Source organism: Ruegeria sp. J8 (assembly GCF_056531925.1).
The window spans coordinates 40,927-60,539 of record NZ_JBQFMR010000007.1 but is presented as its reverse complement, the minus strand read 5'-3'; the positions used below and the strand labels follow the sequence as shown (position 1 = coordinate 60,539).

Sequence of the window (19,613 nt, the reverse complement as noted above, 5' to 3'; positions counted from 1 at the left end):
CAAATGTCGTAGGTCCCTAAAAAATCTGGCTTTTCTCGGAGCATAGAACGAAGCGATAAATCAAGCGTTAATTTTCAGTTCAAATTGACCCTTGGCGTTTTCATCACAGATAGCGCGCGTGTCAGACAAGCTCACCCGCCAGCGAATTCGCGCCCGACGAGGTGATGCGTACGTCTCGCAACTCTCCGATGGCCAAATCCGCGTCGGCCACGTGAACCGAATGAAGATACTCGGATTTTCCGACCATCTGCCCCGGTAGACGACCCGGCTTTTCAAACAAAACACGCACGTTTCGGCCCACCATCGCATCCTGAATTTCGCGTTGATGCCGGGTGATCACGGCCTGCAGGCGCTGTAGGCGGTCATCCGCCACCTCAGGATCAACCTGAGACCGCTCGGCCGCCGGCGTTCCCGGACGGGTCGAATATTTGAACGAGTACGCGTATCCGTATCTGACTTGCTCAACCAAATCCAATGTCGCCTGAAAATCCGCATCGGTTTCCTCGGGGAAGCCCACGATGAAGTCGCCTGACATCATGATATCCGGCCGTGCCTCGCGAATACGTTCGATCAGACGCAAATAGCTGTCTGCCGTATGGCTGCGGTTCATCCGCTTCAGAATTCGATCCGAGCCCGACTGAACCGGCAGATGCAAATAGGGCATCAGCTTGTCGCAGGTTCCGTGCGCCTCGATCAGGTCATCGGCCATGTCGTTGGGGTGCGACGTGGTGAACCGGATACGCTCCAGCCCGTCAACCTTGTTCAACTCCCAGATCAGCCCGGCCAGCGTCATGTCACCGTTGGGTCCGGCCCCGTGATAGGCGTTGACGTTCTGACCCAGCAAAGTGATCTCACGCACGCCGCGTTCGACCAGATCCTGCGCCTCACGGATGATGCGATCCGCCGGGCGGCTAACCTCGGCCCCGCGGGTATAGGGCACAACGCAGAAGGCACAGAACTTGTCGCAGCCTTCCTGAACGGTCAAAAACGCCGTCGGGCCACGCTTGGCTTTGGGCCGGTTCTTGAGCTTTTCGAACTTGTCTTCCTCGGGGAAGTCGGTGTCCAGCGCCTTGGCGCCCTCGCGGGTCTTGGCCTCCATCTCGGGCAGACGGTGGTAGCTTTGCGGCCCCACCACCAGATCGACCAGAGGCTGACGACGCATGATCTCTTCACCCTCGGCCTGTGCAACACAACCGGCCACACCGATCTTCAAATCGGGCTTTTCCGCTTTCAGCCCTTTGAAGCGACCCAACTCGGAATAGACCTTCTCAGCCGCCTTTTCGCGGATATGGCAGGTATTCAGCAGAATCATATCCGCGTCATCGGGGCTTTGGGTTTCCACATATCCCTGACCGCCCAGCGTTTCGGCCATACGCTCGCTGTCATAGACGTTCATCTGGCAACCATAGGTCTTGATGTACAGCTTTTTGGGTTCCGACATGGGTAAGGCCTTTGCGTTCGCGGGATCGGCGTCGTCTATACCTTACGAACGCCGCTTGCAATGCCCGCGCGATTACCCGATTTTGGCCCGAAACGCCAGCAAGACGAGCGCGAACAGGCCATGCAATACGACTCGGTGAATTCCTTTCTGCGATCTGGTATACCCACGCTGTCAAAAGGCCCAATTGCTCTGATCTTTGCCGAGGATGAGGTCGAGGTCGAAAGCACGATCCGTCACCACCTGAACCTCGGCTTCGCTGCGCTGGTAGCCTTCATGCCCACCGAATTCACTTTGTCCGACGATCTGGCCGAGCGCATACACCGTGTCACTTTGACCTGCGCCCCGCGCACAGTCGTCTTCGACACGATCAATACTATGATCGCATCGGCCCCGACGCGTTGGATGTATTATTGCTACAACGCCGAATACCTGTTCTTCCCCTTCTGCGAGACCCGCACCATCGGCGAGATGCTGGCCTTTCACACCGAAGAACGCCGTGATGCAATGTTGACCCACGTGGTCGACCTCTATGCTGACGATCTGGCGGCTTTCCCCAACGGGGTTGCTCCGGATCGCGCGATGCTGGACCGAAGCGGGTACTACGCACACACCCGCCACACGCCCGACGGCCACCCGGTTGAACGGCAGTTGGACATGTCAGGGGGGCTGCGCTGGCGGTTTGAAGATCACATTCCTTATGAACGCCGCCGCATCGACCGGATTGGTCTGTTCAAATCCCGCAAGGGCCTGACGCTCCGGTCAGATCACACGTTCAACACACAGGAATACAACACCTATTCCTGCCCCTGGCATCATAACCTGACGGCTGCGATCTGTTCCTTCCGTGCGGCAAAGGCTCTGAAATCAAACGCAGGATCGACCTTTGAAATCCCAAGTTTTCAATGGCGCAACTCGGTCGCGTTCGAATGGACCTCAAACCAGTTGCTGGACCTGGGCCTGATCGAACCGGGACAATGGTTCTGATCCGCCCTTCATCTGGCCAAAAATATCCCGGGGGAGGTGCGGCCCCGCCGCGCCGGGCGCAGAGCCCCCTATCGCGGCCACACCATCGGAAACCAATCCTCGCGCAGGCGCTGCCCCGGCACCATGTCATGGCCCGGAAACGGGGGTGAGGTGCGGCCGGGTCGCTCCACATAGCGCGCATCATCCCCCACCAACCGCAACGAAAACGCGCGGCGGCGACTGTCTGAGTGATTCCCGCGTGCGCCGTGCAATGTGCGATAGTTGAAAGCTACCGCGTCGCCCGGCTGCATTTCGAATTCGACCACATTCATCCCTTCGGTGTCCGGGTCAGGTACAGGGAAGTACTGGCCCTCATCCGCAAAGAACCCCTCCTCAGACACCCAGCGGGTCGGCAAAACCTCTTTCTCCCACCGATGCGATCCGGCCACGCAGCGCAAGGTGGCCTGTGACACCGAGTCCAGCGGGGACCAAAAGCTGATCGTCTGCCGACCCTCGACAAAGTAATACGGCCCATCCTGATGCCAGGGCGTCGCCATCGAGGTCCCCGGCTCTTTCACCAGCACATGATCGTGAAACATTTGCACTGTCTGCGATTGCATAAGATCCGCCGCGACCTCGGCCGCCGGAGAGTTGTGGACTACGTCCTGAAACTGCTCGATTCGCGACCAGTTGCAGTAGTCGTCAAAGAACAGTCCCGTTTCGCCCTGTTTCTTGTTGTCCGAGGCATATGGACCGGGATCCGCCATATTCGCTGCTACTCCGTCGCGCAGGCGATCAACGTAGTCGGCAAACAGCCCCCTGATCAGCACGACGCCGTCACGCTGATAAGTGTCGATCATGTCTTGCGTCACAAGGGAGTGGGTCATGTTCGTCTCCGAGCCGGTTGTGCGATGATCTGCGCATGGCATTGCACTCTGTTCAAGTCATATCTTTTGAAGGTAGATATAAAATCATGTTATATCTTTCTCTACGACAGTACGAATATGTCTGCGCCATCGGTCGACATGGGGGCCTGTCGGCGGCAGCGCAGTACCTGAATGTGTCGCAACCCGCCCTGTCCAACGCCCTGACACGGGTCGAAGAACAAGTGGGCCACCCACTATTCACCCGCAAACGCGGCGCAGCCATGAGCCTGACGCCGCAAGGGCGCAGGTTCATCGAACAGGCCGAGGCCCTGCTGGCCCGCGCAGCTCAACTGGAAAACGCATCCGCCGAGGGACCTGCGGCGGCGCGCCTGCGCTTGGGATGTTTCGAAGATCTTGCGCCGTTCCTGCTGGCGCGTTCTTTACGCCTGTTGCGCAGGGAACTCCCAGATGTCGCTGTGACCTACCGCGTGGCGGATTTTCAGGGCCTAGTTTCGGGCCTGGTTCAGGGGGAAATCGACTTGGCATTCACCTACGGCCTGACTTTGGATGCTGGCTTCTCGACGACGCAGTTGTTTGCAAATTCCCCGAACGCGGTGATGTCTCCGGATCACCCGCTTGCGGGGCGGGAACACGTCTTGTTAAGTGACGTGGCCGCCTATCCCTTGATCCTGTCGGATGAAGGGCTTTCGGCACAACATTTTCTCAATCTCTTCCGCTCAGCCGGACAGACCCCAAAGGTTGCCCACCGGGCAGCATCGCTGGAAATTCAACGCAGCTTTGCGGCGCATGAAGAAGGGGTTGCGATGACTTATGCCAACATCCCAGCCCCGCTCAGCTACGACGGAACGCCTCTGGTCAGCCTGCCCGTCACTGACCAGATCGCGCGCGAGCCGGTTGTGCTGGCGCGGCACGGTACGGGACCGCTGGATGCGCTTACCGAACGGGCGCAACAGGTCCTGGCTGAATTATCGACGTAAGGTTATTTCTTACGCAGACGGATCACCACATCAACCGACGCGATTTCGACCCCCTCAGGCGCGTCAGGCAGGCGTTGAATCACCAACTGGTCCGACGGCGCATCGCTCAGGCGGCCTTCGTCTTCCCAGAAGAAATGCGGATGGTCATGGGTGTTGGTGTCGAAATAGCTTTTCGAACCGTCCACGGTGATTTCCTGCAACACCCCGGCCTCGCAGAACGCGCGCAGCGTGTTGTAGACCGTCGCCAAAGACACAGCATCGCCGTTCTTTTTGGCCGATTCAAACAGGCTTTCCGCGGTGACATGACGATGATTTCCGTCACCCACCAAAAGCTCCGCCAGGGCCACGCGCTGACGTGTCGGGCGCAATCCGGCGTGAACCAACCAATTAGTGGCTATGCTCTGGCTTTCTGGTGTCATGAATCCGATACCGATTTGTTGCTTGTGTATATATAAGTGCTGAGGCCTAGGAATTTCAAATGAAATTCATTCGCAAGAACAGACGGAACTGGTCATGATGTATGTCACCGCTCTTGCAGGACCTTGCATACGGGTGCTAGACGAGGCCAGATTAGATAAACGGACCCCTGGCAGGAGAGGCGGCAAGAATGGCCCAATTCCCGAGCAGCTTTGACAAGGATGATCTGCTGAAATGCGCCCGTGGCGAATTATTCGGCCCCGGTAACGCGCAGTTGCCCGCCCCGCCGATGCTGATGATGGACCGGATTACCGATATCTCAGCCGATGGTGGAGCCCATGGCAAAGGTCATGTTTTGGCGGAATTCGACATTACTCCGGACCTGTGGTTCTTTGACTGCCACTTCCCCGGCAACCCGATTATGCCCGGTTGTCTGGGGCTGGATGGCCTGTGGCAGCTGACCGGCTTTAACCTGGGCTGGCGCGGCTGGCAGGGGCGTGGCATGGCTGTTGGCGTGGGCGAGGTCAAGCTGACCGGCATGGTCCGCCCCGACCGCAAGATGCTGACTTACAAAATTGATTTCAAAAAAGCGATCCAGACGCGCCGCCTGACCATGGGTGTGGCGGATGGTATCGTCGAAGCGGACGGTGAAATGATTTACGACGTCAAGGACATGAAAGTCGTCCTGTCCGAAGCCTGAGCCTGATCGGCCCGAAATAAGGAGCACGCATATGCGTCGAGTAGTTGTCACCGGTTTGGGGATTGTCTCCTCCATCGGGAACAATGCCCAAGAGGTTCTGGCCTCACTTAAAGCTGGCAAATCCGGCATTGAGGCCAACGACCAGATGGTCGAACACGGTTTCCGCAGCCAGATTGCAGGGTCGCTGAAGATCGACGTGACCGAGTATGTGGACAAGCGCACCTTGCGTTTCATGGGTCCCGGCGCGGCTTATGCCCATATCGCGATGAGCCAGGCGATCGCAGATTCCGGTCTGACCGAAGATCAGGTGGTGAACCCGCGCACAGGTCTGGTGGCCGGCTCGGGTGGCCCCTCGACCAGTGCGATGCTGACTGCGCACCAAACCGTACTGAAGAATGGCGCGACCAAGCGGATCGGGCCGTTTGCAGTGCCGAAATGCATGTGCTCAACGATTTCGGCCAACCTTGCGACCGCGTTCAAGATCAAGGGCATTAACTACTCGATCACCTCGGCTTGCTCGACCTCACTGCATTGCATCGGCAACGCGGCGGAACAGATCATGCTGGGCAAGCAGGACGTGATGTTTGCAGGCGGCGGCGAAGAGCTGGACTGGACGCTGTCCTGCCTGTTTGACGCGATGGGCGCGATGTCGTCGAAATACAATGACACGCCGGACAAAGCCTCGCGCGCCTTTGACCAGAATCGCGACGGGTTCGTGATTTCCGGTGGCGGCGGCATTGTCGTGCTGGAGGATCTGGATCACGCGTTGGCACGCGGTGCCAAGATCTATGCCGAAGTGACCGGTTATGCCGCAACCTCGGACGGGCATGACATGGTGGCCCCTTCAGGCGAAGGCGGCGAACGCGCGATGCGTCTGGCCCTGTCCACCCTGCCCGAAGGCCGAAAGGTTGGATACATCAACGCCCACGGCACCTCGACCCCGGTCGGCGATGTGGGCGAAGTTGAGGCCGTGCGCCGCATCTTTGGTGAAGGCAACGTGCCGCCGATTTCCTCGACCAAGTCGATGACCGGCCACGCGCAAGGTGCCGCAGGCGCGTTAGAGGCGATCTTCTGCTTGCTGATGCTGGACAATGATTTCATTACACCGTCGATCAATGTCGAAACGCTCGCCGAAGGCATCCAGCCCGGTGAAATTGCAACGCAAGTTGTTGAAAATGCGGGACTCGACTCGGTGATGACCAACAGCTTTGGCTTTGGCGGCACCAACGGATCCATGGTTCTTTCAAAGTATAACGGGTGAATGTGATGTCGGATCTTCTTAAAGGCAAACGCGGCCTGATCATGGGCGTGGCGAACGACCGCTCGATCGCGTGGGGTATCGCCAAAGCCATGCACGAGGCCGGTGCTGAACTGGCATTCACCTATCAGGGCGAGGCTTTCGGCAAACGGCTGGAGCCGCTGGCCCAGAGCCTCGGCAGCGACTTCATGGTCGACGCCGATGTCACCGATGACGACTCGCTGGACCGAGCGTTCGGCGAGCTGGGCGAACGCTGGCCCACCATTGATTTCGTGGTTCATGCGATTGCCTATTCGGACAAGTCGGAACTGACCGGCCGCTTCCTGAACACGACGCGGGCGAATTTCAAACACTCGATGGACGTGTCGGCCTATTCCTTCATCGAGGTCGCGCGCCGCGCCTATCCGCTGATGAAAGACAATGGCGGCACGCTGCTGACGCTGACCTATCAGGGCTCGAACCGCGTGGTTCCGAATTACAACGTGATGGGTGTAGCAAAGGCGGCGCTGGAATCGGCGACGCGTTATCTGGCCAATGATCTTGGCCCCGAAGGCATTCGCGTCAACGCCATCTCGCCCGGTCCGATGAAAACGCTGGCCGGTGCGGCCATCGGTGGCGCACGCAAGACCTACAAGTTCTGCGATCAGAACGCCCCCATGCGCTCGAACGCAACGCTTGAGGCCGTAGGCGGCACCGCTGTTTATCTGGCATCCGAGGCCGGGGCATGCACCTCGGGCGAGATCATCAAGGTAGATGGTGGCTTCCACGTTCTGGGCATGCCGCAGCCTGACTTTATGTGACCCCAATTTTCCCCGCCGGTGCCCAGATTTGACCATCTTTCACCGGCAGGGATACGGGTATGAGCAAAGCTGAACATATCGCGGCAAGCACCGCACGCACGTCCCGATCCCGTCGCAAGTCTGGATTTCTGGGTGCGCGAGGGCGCATCGCCCTGCTGGGCCTGACCACAATGCTGATGCTGTTTGTGTACTTCACCCAGCCGCAGGTCAGAACCGCAGTCGCATCCTGGACCAGCCTGCTGACAGGCTGAACCGCATCGGCGCGGGGTCAGTTGATCGACACCACCTCGATATCAAACACGAGATCCTGACCGGCCAAGGGATGGTTGGCGTCCAGTGTCACCGTCGCCTCATCCGCATCAACCACCGTCACAGGCATGACCTGCCCGTCGGGTGCCTGCATTTGCAGGCGTGAACCGGGCTCCAACGGGATATCGTCGGGGATGCCTTCGCGCGGGATGCTTTGCCGCATCGCCGGGTTGATCGGCCCGTACGCGTCGACACAGGCAATCTCGACCTTCTTCTTTTCACCCACCGTCAGGCCAGACATGGCGCTGTCGAGCCCCGGAATGATCTGCCCCGATCCCACCACGAATTCCAGTGGATCGCGCCCGTCCGAGCTGTCAAAGACATTCCCGTCCAGCAACGTCCCCGTATAGTGAATGCGAACCGTGTCGCCCTGTTTGATAGCGGTCATTCTGGCCTCCGGCCTTTAAAGAGTTGAACGGCCAACCCTAGAGTGTGACACGCCATTGTAAACCCGTTCCTCTTTTGCCAACCTGCGCCCCAGGGATGGAGGGATCAGATGCCGATCAAAACATGTATCTTCGACGCCTACGGAACGCTGTTTGACGTAGCCGCCGCCGCACGACAGGCCGCAGCCGAGCCGGGGTTTGAGGAGCTGGGGCAGAAATGGCCCGAACTGGCTAATTACTGGCGCCTGAAACAGTTGCAATATACTTGGTTGCGCGCAGTCTCGGACGCACATGCGGATTTCTGGGATGTCACTCAGGACGGGTTGGATTGGGCTTTGGAGGCCACCGGTCTGGATGGCGATGCAAAACTACGGCAACGTCTGCTCGACCTCTATTGGGAGTTGCAGGCCTACCCCGAAGTGCCCCAGATGCTGCAAGCGCTCAAGGCCGGAGGATTGCAGACCGCGATTCTGTCGAACGGCTCGCCGCCGATGTTGGACGGTGCGGTGCAATCTGCGGGGATTGGCGATGTGCTTGACGATGTCCTATCGGTCGAAAGCGTCGGCGTCTTCAAACCCCATGTGCGCGTCTACGATCTGGTGCAGGAGCGGTTCGGCGGCGAACGGGACGAGATTTTGTTCGTGAGTTCAAACGGCTGGGACGCCGCAGGCGCCAGTGGCTATGGTTTTACCACCGCATGGGTCAACCGCGCGCAAGAACCGATGGACCGCTTGCCCTGGAGGCCCGCGCATGTATTGTCCGACCTGACGACGATCCCTCAACTTGCTGGGCTGGAATGACATTTTTTACAACAACTGATGGAAAGAACCTGTATTTCGAAGAAAACGGATCAGGTTCGCCCGTCCTTTGCCTTGCAGGGCTGACACGTAATACCCAGGACTTCTCGTTTCTGACACCGCATATGGCAGATCATCGGATGATTGCGATGGACTACCGAGGGCGCGGCCAGTCGGAGTATGACACCGACCACGGCAACTATAACGTTCTGCGCGAAGCCCATGACGCGATCGAATTGCTGGACCATCTTGGGCTTGAGCGGGTTTCGGTGATCGGCACTTCGCGCGGCGGGTTGATAGCCATGGCGCTCGCCGCCAGTCACCCCGAGCGTCTGGCCTCGGTCGTGCTGAACGATATCGGGCCGGTTATCGACACTTCAGGGATTGCCAAAATCATGGGCTATGTCGGTAAAAAGCCGGTTTCCAAAACCTATGATGAAGCAGCTCTTGCCCTGCAGCATATGATGGCCGAACAATTCCCCGGAGTTCCGCTGGAGCGATGGCGGCAAATGGCTGAATTCCAGAATCAGGAAACTGAACAGGGCCTAGCTTTGCGCTATGATCTGGGGTTGCGCACCGCCTTGCTGGAACAGGCCGCCGCCGGGGCGATTCCGGATATGTGGCTGTTTTTTGAAGCTTTGCGCGACATTCCAACCGGCGTCATTCGGGGTGCAAATTCCGATGTGCTGGGCAAGGACACTCTGGCCGAGATGCATAGACGTCATCCCGGCCTGGTCTCAGTCGAAGTCCCTGACCGGGGCCACGCGCCCTTTCTGGACGAACCGCAATCCCTGGAGCTGATCCGCAACATATTGGACGCCGTATGAGCACATTGCAAATGATTGAAGCGGCCGCAGAACGGTTGCGGGGCCACGTGCGGGAAACACCGATCCTGACCTCCCCGTTTCTGGACGAGATTGCGGGCCGCCGGGTGCTGGTCAAACCCGAATGCCTGCAACATACCGGCAGCTTCAAGTTTCGCGGAGCTTGGTCGGCGATTTCAGCGCTCAGCGAAGCCGAGCGCAGCCGCGGGGTGATCGCTTTTTCCTCGGGCAATCACGCGCAGGGCGTGGCCCACGCCGCCGCCCGTCACGGTATCGCGTCGGTGATCATCATGCCGTCAGACGCGCCCCAGTTGAAAATCAACAACACCCGCGCTCTGGGCGGTGAGGTGGTTCTGTACGACCGCGCTACGGAAAGCCGCGAAGAAATTGGTGAGGCTTTGGCCGTCGAGCGTGGCCTGACCCTGATCCGCCCCTATGACGAACCGCAAGTGATTGCCGGGCAAGGCACCACTGGTCTGGAGATCGCCCGGCAAGCTGCGGATTTGGGCGTGCAACACGCAGATGTGCTGGTGTGCTGCGGTGGCGGCGGGCTGACCTCGGGCATTGCGCTGGCGCTTGAAGAACACGCCCCCGGTCTGCGCCCCCGCCCCTGCGAACCCGAGGGGTTTGACGACGTGAAACGCTCTTTGGCGACAGGGCAAATCCAAAGCAACGCAGCGACCAGCGGCAATATCTGCGACGCCATCCTGACTCCGCAACCGGGGGACATCACCTTCCCCATCCTCAACCGCCTGTGCGGCCCCGGCCTGTCTGTGTCCGAAGATGAAGCCATGCACGCCATGGCGCTGGCCTTCTTGCGCCTCAAGATTGTTCTGGAACCGGGCGGAGCGGTATCGCTGGCCTCGGCCCTGTTTCGGAGCGACGAGATCGAGGGTGATGCGGTGATCGTCGTCGCCTCGGGCGGCAACACGGACCCGGATGTCTTTGTCAAAGCGCTGGAGTTCCTGACCTGACAAACCCTACGCGATTTGGGTATTAGTCGGTTCCAGATGGGATGAACGGGGAAACAGTCATGCAGATCGCTGATCTTGGGGATGTCCAGATTCACTATCGGGTCGACGGAGACCCCGATGGGCCGACCGTGGTGTTCGCGAACTCACTGGGCACCGATATGCGCCTGTGGGACGCCGTGCTGCCCCATCTGCCCGCTGGTCAGCGGATCATTCGGTATGACAAACGCGGGCACGGCCTGTCGTCGTGCCCAACGGGTCCCTATTCGATGGGGGCGCTGGTGCGGGATGCCGAAGCGTTGCTAGATCTTCTGAATGTGCGCGACTGCGTGTTTGTGGGCCTGTCTATCGGCGGGCTGATTGCGCAAGGCTTGGCCGTTAAACGCATGGATCAGGTGCGCGCACTGGTGCTGTCGAACACGGCGGCCAAGATCGGCACGCCCACCATGTGGCAGGACCGGATCGACGCCATCAGCAAGGATGGGATCGAGGCGCTGGCCGACGCCACGATGGAACGCTGGTTCTCGCGCGCGTTTCGCACCACGCCTGATATGCTGCTGTGGCGAAACATGATGGAACGCCAGCCTGCCGAAGGATATATTGGGTGTTGTGCAGCCATTTCGGGCACGGATTTTTACACCCCCACAAGCGGCTTGCGCCTGCCCACGATGGGCATTGCGGGCAGCGAGGATGGCTCGACCCCGCCCGATCTGGTGCGCGAGACCATCGAGTTGATCCCCGGATCGAAGTTCGAGTTGATGCGCAGGGCCGGTCATTTGCCCTGCGTCGAGCAGCCCGAAGAATATGCAAACCTGCTGCACCGTTTCCTGACCGATATCGGTCATATTTGAAGGAGGGCGACATGGCGGATTTTCTGTTGGTTCACGGCTCCTGCCACGGCGCGTGGTGCTGGCGCGATCTGATCCCGGCGCTTCAGGCTTTGGGACACACGGCCCGCGCGATCGACATGCCCAGCCATGGCTCGGATCCGACGCCGGTCGCGCAGGTCACATTGGCCGGGTGCCGGGATGCGGTGTTGGCCGCCTCGACCCCCGAAACGATCATCGTCGGACATTCCTGGGGCGGCTACCCGATCAGCGCCGCGGCCGAGGCCGATCCTTCCGCCATGAAGGCGCTGGTCTATCTGTGCGCCTATGTGCCCAAAGATGGCATGTCGATGGTCGAGATGCGCCGCCAATCGCCGCGCCAGACCATCGCTGACGCGGTCGACAAATCCGCGGATGGCCTGTCGTACACCGTAAAGCCCGATTGCGTCCAAGAGCTGTTCTATCACGATTGCCCACCTGCCACCGTGCGAAATGCTCTGGCGCGTCTGTGCCCGCAACCCATCGCGCCGCAGGACACGCCTCTGCCCCTCACCGACAGGTGGGATCAAGTTCCAAAGGCTTATATCCGCGCGACCGACGACCGCACCATTCCCCCAGAATATCAGTCACAAATGAGCCTGTCGGTGCCGCCAGATATGCGCTTTGACATCGACAGTTCGCACTCTCCGTTCTTCTCGCAGCCTGACACATTGGCCGGAATTCTGAACGCCATCGCCGAACAAACCTTTCCATCCGGTCGTCCGTGTTGACGCTTTTCGTCCAATCACCGAGGGACCAGCGCCCGCCGGACCACTTGGGTGATTGCTGACGATGCGCCTGCCCTTCCTCTTTGTCCTGCTGACCGTGATGATCGACGCGATGGGCATCGGCCTTGTTCTGCCAATCATGCCAGAGCTCATTGTCGAGGTTCAGGGCGGCACCCTCGCAAGCGCCGCTATCTGGGGCGGCGTGCTCAGCACAACATTCGCGGCCATGCAATTTGTATTCGGCCCGATCCTGGGCAACCTCTCGGACGCGTATGGGCGGCGGGTTGTTTTGCTGGTCTCGCTGTTCGTGATGGCGCTGGACTATGTCGTGATGGCACTGGCAGGCAGCATTTGGCTCTTGCTGATTGGGCGCCTTGTCGGAGGTATCACAGCAGCCACCCATGCCACCGCTGCCGCCTTCATGGCCGATGTCTCGAAACCGAAAGACAAGGCAGCCAATTTCGGCCTGCTGGGCGCGGCTTTTGGCATCGGCTTTGTCCTTGGCCCCGTAATCGGTGGATTGCTCAGCGAATACGGAACCCGCGCGCCCTTTTGGGCTGCCGCTGGGCTTTCAACCCTCGCATTCGCCATCGGTGTCTTTGTCATGCCCGAGACCGTTACCGACAAAACCCGCCGCGCGTTCAGCCTGCGCCGCGCCAATCCGGTCAACTCTTTGCGCGCCATAGCCAGCCTGCCCGGAATTCGCCCGTTGTTGTGGGTTTATTTCCTCTATTCCGTGTCGATCTACGTCTATCCGGCAATCTGGGCTTATTTCACCACCGAGCGCTTTGGCTGGTCGCCGCAGATGATTGGCCTGTCGCTGGGCGTCTACGGCATCGGAATGGCCGCGGTTCAGGGCGGGTTGATCCGACCGGCCATGCGGTATTTTGGTGAGCGCAAGACCATCATCTACGGCATGGGCTTCGAGATCGTCAGCTTTATCATACTGGGATTTCTGACCAACGGCTTCATCGCCCTGATGCTGATCCCGATCACCGCCATTGGTGCAATCGTCACCCCGGCGTTGCAAGCGATGACATCCCGCGCCACGCCGGATTCCCAGCAAGGAGAGTTGCAGGGCGTCCTCACCTCACTGCATGCCTTGTCGATGGTAATATCGCCTTTGGTGATGACCAGCGTCTTTGCGCAGTTTGCGCGCCCGGATGCCGTGCTCTATCTGCCGGGGGCACCGTTTTTTCTGGCCATGCTGTTGATGGTTGTGGGCTTTGTCCTTTTCTTCCGGTCACCTAAGGTCATGACCTGACAACGACACTTTTGTGACGGTTTCCACCTTGCGTCGCGCGCCCGTCCGCGTCACCGTGACCGGAAAAGGACGAGGGCAAACCATGCAAACCATCAAAGCCGCCGTATGCCGGGCGTTTAACGAACCTCTGGTCATCGAGGACGTGCAACTGGCACCACCGGGAACGGGCGAGGTCGAAGTGACCCTGGATGCGGTGGCGATCTGCCACTCGGACATTTCCTACGCCAGTGGCGCGTGGGGCGGGTTCCTGCCTGCGGTCTATGGGCATGAGGCTGCGGGTGTGATCTCCGCCGTGGGCGCTGCAACCGACGGGTTTCAGGTCGGGGATCCAGTCGTTGTCACGCTGATCCGCGCCTGCGGGTCCTGTCCGTCCTGTGCGGGTGGGCAACCGACCATTTGCGAAACGCCCTACGACACAGTGAAAGGTCCACTGCGGACCTCGGACGGCGATCCGCTGGAACAGGCCATGGCCTGCGGTGCCTTTGCCGAAAAGGTCGTCGTCAGCCATAGGCAGATCGTGAAAATCCCCGAAACCATGCCCAAGGACGTTGCCAGCCTGCTGTCCTGCGGTGTGATCACCGGTGTAGGTGCTGCCGTCAACGCCGCTGGTTTGCGGGCCGGTCAGGACGTTGTCGTGATCGGCGCGGGTGGGGTGGGCCTGAACGCAATTCAAGGCGCTCGTATAGCCGGGGCCCGCCGTATCGTGGCTGTCGACATGACCGAAGAGAAGCTTGAGATCGCGAAAGAATTCGGTGCGACCCATGGCGTTCTGGCAACGGCCAAAGCCCCTTGGAAGGAATCCTACAAGGCTTTGGGCGGGCGCGGCGCGGATGCGGTACTGATTACCGTCGGCGCCATCCCGGCCTATGATCAAGCCCCGCGCTATCTCGGACGCGGCGGCAAGGCGATCATGATCGGAATGCCGCATTCCGGGGATATGTCGACCTATGAACCGGTTATGCTGGCCGCTTTGGGCCAAGGCGTGATCGGGTCGAAAATGGGCGATGTGGTCATTCAGCGGGATATCCCATGGATGATCGACCTCTATGAACAAGGGCGGCTGAAACTGGATGAGCTGATTTCGGGCCGCTGGTCGCTGGATCAAATCAACGAGGCCATTGCCGACACCAAGACCGGATCGGCCAAACGCAATGTGATCCTGTTTGACCGAGGCTAGCCACGCATGAAACTGCAAGATCTCGACATCATCGTCACCGCCCCGCCTGCGCCGGGTTGGGGAGGGCGTTATTGGATACTGGTGAAGCTAACGACCGATACCGGGATTACCGGCTGGGGGGAATGCTATGCATCCTCCGTCGGGCCCAAGGCGATGCGCCACGTCATCCGCGACGTGTTCGAGCGGCATATGCTGGGCGAGAACCCCGAGAACATCGAACTCATGTTCCGCCGCGCCTATTCCAGCGGCTTCACGCAGCGCCCCGACCTGACGGTGATGGGCGCGTTTTCGGGGCTCGAGATCGCTTGCTGGGACATTCTGGGCAAAGACCGCGACCGCCCGGTCTATGCCTTGTTGGGTGGGCTGATGAATGACCGCATTCGCGCCTATACGTACCTCTATCCCCTACCCCAGCATAACCTGACCGACTTCTGGACTTCGCCCGAACAGGCCGGGGAATGCGCGGCCGAGATGGTGCGGCGCGGCTTTACAGCCGTCAAATTCGACCCCGCCGGGCCTTACACGATCCGGGGCGGGCACATGCCCGCGATGTCCGATATCTCAATGTCCGTGGCCTTCTGCAAAGCGATCCGCGAGGCGGTTGGCGACAAAGCCGACCTGTTGTTCGGAACCCACGGCCAGTTCAACACCGCAGGCGCGATCCGTCTGGGACAAGCGCTGGAACCATATTCTCCGCTATGGTTCGAAGAACCGACGCCGCCCGACATGGTCGAGGACATGGCCCGCGTCGCCCGAAATGTCCGCATCCCGGTGGCAACCGGTGAACGAATGACGACCAAGGCCGAATTCGGCGCGGTCCTGCGCGCGGGTGCGGCTGAGATCCTGCAGCCCGCATTGGGACGTGCTGGCGGGATATGGGAGATGAAAAAGGTCGCCGCCATGGCCGAGGTTTTCAACGCCCAGATGGCACCGCATCTTTATGCCGGGCCGATCGAGTGGGCCGCGAATATCCATCTGGCGGCCTCAATCCCGAACCTACTTCTGCTTGAGACGATCGAAACCCCGTTCCATGACGCGCTGATCAAGGGCAGCCTTCGGGTTGAGGACGGGTTTGTCACCGCGCCCACCGCGCCGGGGTTGGGAATTGAAGTAGACGAGGAATTGGCCCGCGCGCATCCCTTTGACGGAACGGGTCTGCATTTACAGATGCAGGAAGAACCTTGCGACTATGTCAACGGAAATGCGTTTCAGGGCGGCGCGCCTGCAACCGAGGGGTGACAAACCGCAGGGTTTTGCGGCATATTGCATGAACCCCCTAGTTTCAGACAGGCCACCCATGACACTCATGGAAAACGACACGCAAACGGCAGATGGTGCCGTAACAGATATGAAGGAAAGCGCCGCGCAGGCGGCGGCTTTTCTCAAAGCTCTGGCCCATGAAGGCCGACTGATGATCCTATGCCATTTGGGAACGGGCGAAAAATCGGTGGGTGAGTTGGAAAGGCTGCTGGAAATCCGTCAGGCCGCCGTCAGCCAGATGCTGGCGCGTTTGCGGGCCGAGGGGCTGGTTTCAACCCGTCGCGATGGCAAGACGATCTATTACTCGTTGAAAGACGGCAATACCGAGCAGGTGATCGGCCTGCTTTACGATCTGTTCTGCAAGCCGCAGGATTAGTTCGACACGTAGCCCGCAATCACCTGCATCAGCTTAAACGCCGTCGCGGCGTCATTTTCCACAACGGCCAGGAATTCCTCTTCGCCCACGCGCAGACAGGACAGCTCTGTCTCGGCGATCATGCTCAGCGCGCGCGGTTCTTTGCGGATCAGTCCCAGTTCGCCCACCAACGCCCCTGCGCCTACAGTGGTGATCAACTGATCCGGTCCGTCGGGCTGCGGCAAGTACAGCCCAGCCTCCCCTTCCAGAACTACATAGGCCCCGTCGGTAGGCTGGTCATCTTTGAGGAAAACAATCTCGCCCGGTTTGGCGTCGAACCAGCGGGCACCAAATGCCAGTAGGCGAAGTTGGCGACGGTCGAGGCCAGAAAACAGCGGCGTCTGCTCCAACGCGCGCAGTTTGCGCGCGAGGTCGGCCGATGCAGCACTGTCTTCTTCCACGTCCGTAGGTCCTTCGTCTGAAACCACACGACCTTGCCGTATTTCGACAAACATGTCGAATACGGCGGGGTTGTCGAACTGGTCGTTCAGATAGATGACAGTCGTCTCGGGTAGCAGCGATCGCAGGTTCTTATAGACCGCAACCTGCGTGGACATGTCATAGCTGGCGAGCGCACTATCAAGGATCAGGATATCGGGTTTCTTGATCGTCGCACGGGTAAAGGAAAGCGGTTCGGCAAAAACCGCAGGCAGGTTCTGCCCGCCCAACGCCACCGGCACGTCATATATCAACTCGACCACTAAAGGCCGTGCGCCGTTCTGATCCAGCACATCCACGATCAGCTTGCGCACCTCGTCCGAGCGCGCGCCACCGATCTGGCTGACTTTTCCGAACAGCGCATTCTCCATCACCGTCAAACCCGGTGCAAAAGCATCTGCGTTCAGCGGCACAAACACATCGTGCAGCGTTTCCAGCAGCTTTTGCGAGTGACTGTGGCGCAGTTCCAGAATCCGATCCTTCAGCTCATCGGTGAACGCAGGCCCGATCTGCTCGGCCGAGATCACAACAGGCACGGCCAGAAGCGTGGCAAGCTGTTCATCATCCAGACCTGACACGCCTTCGTCCCGCGTGCGTTCCAAAAGTTCGATGGCCTTTTCATAGGTCTGCGCCTCAAGCCCAAGCTTTCGGAACAAAGGGTGATCGGTTCCGTCCAGACCGAAAATCTGGCGCAGCATTTCGATTACGTCGCGGGTCAGATGCACCAGCGTTTCATCCAGCCCCAATTCCCGAAGCTGGCCAAGGAAAACGGTCTGCTGTGCCAACAGGGCCTGCGTCACCGGAACGCGCGGGGTGGCAAACAGCAGGTTCTCGGCCACCGGCAGGGCCGCGTTGTAGCAGCAGCGATCAAAGACCAGCGCCTGTTGCTCCAGCCCGGCATCACGCACGGCCTGCTGCACCACCGGGCGCAGCTCAATCAGTTTTCCCGCCAGATTTTGGTGCGTGTCCGGATCAAACGCCTGTTCCGCCCCGCGCTGGAACAACGCCCCACCCGAGCCCATCCCGTCAATCAGGTGCAACCACCAGTCGCGTAGCGCCTCGGGGCTGTCCAGATCCGCACGCGACGGGTCCAGCCATTGGGCCTGCAACGGGTCATCGCTGTTGCCCGCCCGTCGAGTTTCGGCAAATCCGGGATCGTCTGTGGACGCGCTTAGCGGTTTGAACCGGATCGGCATCATTACGTTGTCGCCCAGCGTGCCCTGAAACATCACCGGGCGAGACGAAGCATAGCCGATACGCGCCGCGACGACCCCCTGATGCAGGCTCGCAATATCCTGTGTCCCTATCGACACTCGCCCGGCACTGGGCAGCATCTCGCGCGTCAGCAGCTCGGCAATGGCGCGGCGATCTTCCTCGCTGGGTGCCGCGATCCCGATAGTCTTACCCGCCGGAAAGCTGAGGTTCAGATCATCCAGCACCTGATTGCCGTCCATATCCCGGACCGAGACATGATCCAGCACGATATCGCCCCGCAGACGCGGTTGTTTTTCGGGCTCACCCTCAAACAGCTTTTCGTCCAGCATGCCCGGTGGGGCAAATCGCTCGACGACCACCTCCCATCTCAGCGACATGTCCTGAGTCTGGTTGTAGTAGGTCAGCAATTCCTTCCAGGGCGAGCTGAGGTCCTTATACGCCGCCAGCGCCGCCACCAGCGCCCCCAGCGAGACCGAACCCTGAAGTACCAGCAAACCACCGACCAGATAGAACATGAACGGGGTCAGTTGCGAGATGAAGTTGTTGATGAACTTCATAAAGAACTTTTTCTGGTAGATCTCGAACCGGATACCGAACAGACGCCCCAACTGATCCGAGACCATCGCCCGCCGATACCGCCATCCGCCATTGGTGCGCAGGGTCGAGGCACCAGCCGCGTTTTCACCGATCTGGGCGGCCAGAACGCGGACTTCCTGAATACGCTTCTTGTTCAGCAGGTTGATCTGGCGTTGAAGCTTGGGGATCAGCCACGCCTGCACCGGGATCAACGCAACAGCGGCCAGGCCGAACCAGACGCTTTGCAAAAACAGGAAGGACAGGATGGTAATCATCTGTCCTGCCTGCAACACCGGCTGACTGATCGCATCGCCCATCAGCCCGCCCATCGGCTCGCTTTCGGCGGTGATCATCGACACCATCTCACCCTGACTGACCCGTTCAAAATAGGGTTGAGGGAACCGAAGGGCACGGCTGATTAACTGATAACGAAAGCGGCGCAGCATCCGCTCGCTCAGCACACCTTTCATCGTGTTGATCCGCATTTTCATCAGGCCATGAGCCAAAACTGCGGCAAGGAAAGCAAAACACAGGATGATCAGAAATGTGGTTTGCGGCAGTTGGTAGCCAAGCACATTCACCACCGAGCTTCCGGCCCCGATGGCGTCATTGATGATCCGCTTAGGCAACTCCAGCGTGAGATACAGCAAGGGAAACAGCGTCGAAGTCACAGCCAGCAGGATTAACTGGTCGCGCTTCGAATATTTCCAAATAAAGCGGAAGATCGTGCGTTCTATGGAACCTGCCCCTGCTACGGTTCATGGACCCGGCCTGAACAGCATCGCCGCACAACCGTTGCTTTGAATTTACCGCAATCGAGACCAGCGACGCAAACAGTTTCCAATTTGATCAGATTTTTGCCGAATGTGAACAAGTTCATTTGCGCAACCACAAGTTAGCGCCTAGACTTTGCATCAGGACGATGTCGGGAGGATTCATTTGCA

General features: G+C 59.5%; 20 protein-coding genes. 15 read left to right on the top strand and 5 right to left on the bottom strand.

Annotated elements, in window-relative coordinates:
• Nucleotides 1-121: 121 nt before the first annotated feature.
• On the bottom strand, nucleotides 122-1,441 hold the full coding sequence (gene miaB / locus ACR0L1_RS15305; protein WP_170769906.1) for a tRNA (N6-isopentenyl adenosine(37)-C2)-methylthiotransferase MiaB: 1,320 nt from the start codon (nucleotides 1,439-1,441) through the stop codon (nucleotides 122-124).
• Nucleotides 1,442-1,561: 120 nt separating this feature from the next.
• Here miaB and ACR0L1_RS15300 point away from each other — a divergent pair, with 120 nt between their 5' ends.
• Nucleotides 1,562-2,425 (top strand): glycosyltransferase family protein, encoded by an 864-nt coding sequence (locus ACR0L1_RS15300; RefSeq protein WP_170783006.1) that lies wholly within the window; start codon nucleotides 1,562-1,564, stop codon nucleotides 2,423-2,425.
• 68 nt (nucleotides 2,426-2,493) lie between these two features.
• Here ACR0L1_RS15300 and ACR0L1_RS15295 read toward each other — a convergent pair whose 3' ends face one another.
• On the bottom strand, nucleotides 2,494-3,291 hold the full coding sequence (locus ACR0L1_RS15295) for a phytanoyl-CoA dioxygenase family protein (RefSeq protein WP_480859692.1): 798 nt from the start codon (nucleotides 3,289-3,291) through the stop codon (nucleotides 2,494-2,496).
• An 86-nt stretch (nucleotides 3,292-3,377) separates the two neighbouring features.
• Here ACR0L1_RS15295 and ACR0L1_RS15290 point away from each other — a divergent pair, with 86 nt between their 5' ends.
• The gene (locus ACR0L1_RS15290) at nucleotides 3,378-4,268 is read left to right on the top strand and encodes a LysR family transcriptional regulator (RefSeq protein WP_480502840.1); all 891 of its coding nucleotides are present in this window, start codon (nucleotides 3,378-3,380) and stop codon (nucleotides 4,266-4,268) included.
• A gap of 2 nt (nucleotides 4,269-4,270) precedes the next feature.
• On the opposite strand, the gene irrA is transcribed toward ACR0L1_RS15290, so the two are convergent.
• The gene (irrA, locus tag ACR0L1_RS15285; RefSeq protein ID WP_170769903.1) at nucleotides 4,271-4,687 is read right to left on the bottom strand and encodes an iron response transcriptional regulator IrrA; all 417 of its coding nucleotides are present in this window, start codon (nucleotides 4,685-4,687) and stop codon (nucleotides 4,271-4,273) included.
• A 188-nt stretch (nucleotides 4,688-4,875) separates the two neighbouring features.
• Here irrA and fabA point away from each other — a divergent pair, with 188 nt between their 5' ends.
• From fabA to ACR0L1_RS15265, 4 genes are read left to right on the top strand one after another with little or no spacing between them, the layout of a single operon-like run.
• Entirely contained in the window at nucleotides 4,876-5,385 is a 510-nt protein-coding gene (fabA, locus tag ACR0L1_RS15280; protein WP_170326986.1) for a bifunctional 3-hydroxydecanoyl-ACP dehydratase/trans-2-decenoyl-ACP isomerase, read from the top strand.
• 31 nt (nucleotides 5,386-5,416) lie between these two features.
• Nucleotides 5,417-6,646 (top strand): beta-ketoacyl-ACP synthase I, encoded by a 1,230-nt coding sequence (gene fabB, locus ACR0L1_RS15275; protein ID WP_170354844.1) that lies wholly within the window; start codon nucleotides 5,417-5,419, stop codon nucleotides 6,644-6,646.
• Nucleotides 6,647-6,651: 5 nt separating this feature from the next.
• Entirely contained in the window at nucleotides 6,652-7,443 is a 792-nt protein-coding gene (locus ACR0L1_RS15270; RefSeq protein WP_170769901.1) for an enoyl-ACP reductase FabI, read from the top strand.
• Between the two features lie 59 nt (nucleotides 7,444-7,502).
• Nucleotides 7,503-7,694, top strand: coding sequence for a hypothetical protein (locus tag ACR0L1_RS15265; RefSeq protein ID WP_170769900.1), 192 nt, complete (start codon nucleotides 7,503-7,505; stop codon nucleotides 7,692-7,694).
• 17 nt (nucleotides 7,695-7,711) lie between these two features.
• Here ACR0L1_RS15265 and ACR0L1_RS15260 read toward each other — a convergent pair whose 3' ends face one another.
• Nucleotides 7,712-8,140 (bottom strand): FKBP-type peptidyl-prolyl cis-trans isomerase, encoded by a 429-nt coding sequence (locus ACR0L1_RS15260; RefSeq protein WP_170769899.1) that lies wholly within the window; start codon nucleotides 8,138-8,140, stop codon nucleotides 7,712-7,714.
• 108 nt (nucleotides 8,141-8,248) lie between these two features.
• Between ACR0L1_RS15260 and ACR0L1_RS15255 the strand changes: the two genes are divergently transcribed.
• The 9 genes from ACR0L1_RS15255 (at nucleotide 8,249) to ACR0L1_RS15215 (ending at nucleotide 16,401) form a co-directional block, all read left to right on the top strand.
• Nucleotides 8,249-8,938 carry a haloacid dehalogenase type II gene (locus ACR0L1_RS15255; RefSeq protein ID WP_480859689.1) on the top strand — a complete coding sequence of 230 codons (690 nt, stop codon included), beginning with the start codon at nucleotides 8,249-8,251 and terminating at the stop codon, nucleotides 8,936-8,938.
• Entirely contained in the window at nucleotides 8,935-9,762 is an 828-nt protein-coding gene (locus ACR0L1_RS15250) for an alpha/beta fold hydrolase (RefSeq protein ID WP_480859687.1), read from the top strand. Before ACR0L1_RS15255 ends, ACR0L1_RS15250 begins: the two co-directional genes overlap by 4 nt.
• On the top strand, nucleotides 9,759-10,733 hold the full coding sequence (locus tag ACR0L1_RS15245; RefSeq protein WP_480859685.1) for a threonine ammonia-lyase: 975 nt from the start codon (nucleotides 9,759-9,761) through the stop codon (nucleotides 10,731-10,733). The genes ACR0L1_RS15250 and ACR0L1_RS15245 overlap by 4 nt, the downstream gene beginning before the upstream one ends.
• Before the next feature lie 59 nt (nucleotides 10,734-10,792).
• Nucleotides 10,793-11,581, top strand: coding sequence for a 3-oxoadipate enol-lactonase (gene pcaD, locus ACR0L1_RS15240; RefSeq protein WP_480859683.1), 789 nt, complete (start codon nucleotides 10,793-10,795; stop codon nucleotides 11,579-11,581).
• Between the two features lie 11 nt (nucleotides 11,582-11,592).
• Nucleotides 11,593-12,327, top strand: a complete 735-nt coding sequence (locus tag ACR0L1_RS15235) for an alpha/beta fold hydrolase (protein WP_480859681.1) — start codon at nucleotides 11,593-11,595, stop codon at nucleotides 12,325-12,327.
• 61 nt (nucleotides 12,328-12,388) lie between these two features.
• The gene (locus ACR0L1_RS15230) at nucleotides 12,389-13,588 is read left to right on the top strand and encodes a TCR/Tet family MFS transporter (protein ID WP_480859679.1); all 1,200 of its coding nucleotides are present in this window, start codon (nucleotides 12,389-12,391) and stop codon (nucleotides 13,586-13,588) included.
• An 82-nt stretch (nucleotides 13,589-13,670) separates the two neighbouring features.
• Nucleotides 13,671-14,765 carry a Zn-dependent alcohol dehydrogenase gene (locus ACR0L1_RS15225; protein WP_480859678.1) on the top strand — a complete coding sequence of 365 codons (1,095 nt, stop codon included), beginning with the start codon at nucleotides 13,671-13,673 and terminating at the stop codon, nucleotides 14,763-14,765.
• 6 nt (nucleotides 14,766-14,771) lie between these two features.
• On the top strand, nucleotides 14,772-16,004 hold the full coding sequence (locus ACR0L1_RS15220; protein WP_170769891.1) for a mandelate racemase/muconate lactonizing enzyme family protein: 1,233 nt from the start codon (nucleotides 14,772-14,774) through the stop codon (nucleotides 16,002-16,004).
• Nucleotides 16,005-16,113: 109 nt separating this feature from the next.
• Nucleotides 16,114-16,401, top strand: a complete 288-nt coding sequence (locus ACR0L1_RS15215) for an ArsR/SmtB family transcription factor (RefSeq protein ID WP_170770588.1) — start codon at nucleotides 16,114-16,116, stop codon at nucleotides 16,399-16,401.
• Here ACR0L1_RS15215 and ACR0L1_RS15210 read toward each other — a convergent pair.
• Complete coding sequence (locus ACR0L1_RS15210) at nucleotides 16,398-19,394, bottom strand: cyclic nucleotide-binding domain-containing protein (protein ID WP_480859865.1); 2,997 nt, start codon at nucleotides 19,392-19,394, stop codon at nucleotides 16,398-16,400. The genes ACR0L1_RS15215 and ACR0L1_RS15210 overlap by 4 nt on opposite strands.
• Nucleotides 19,395-19,613: the final 219 nt, after the last annotated feature.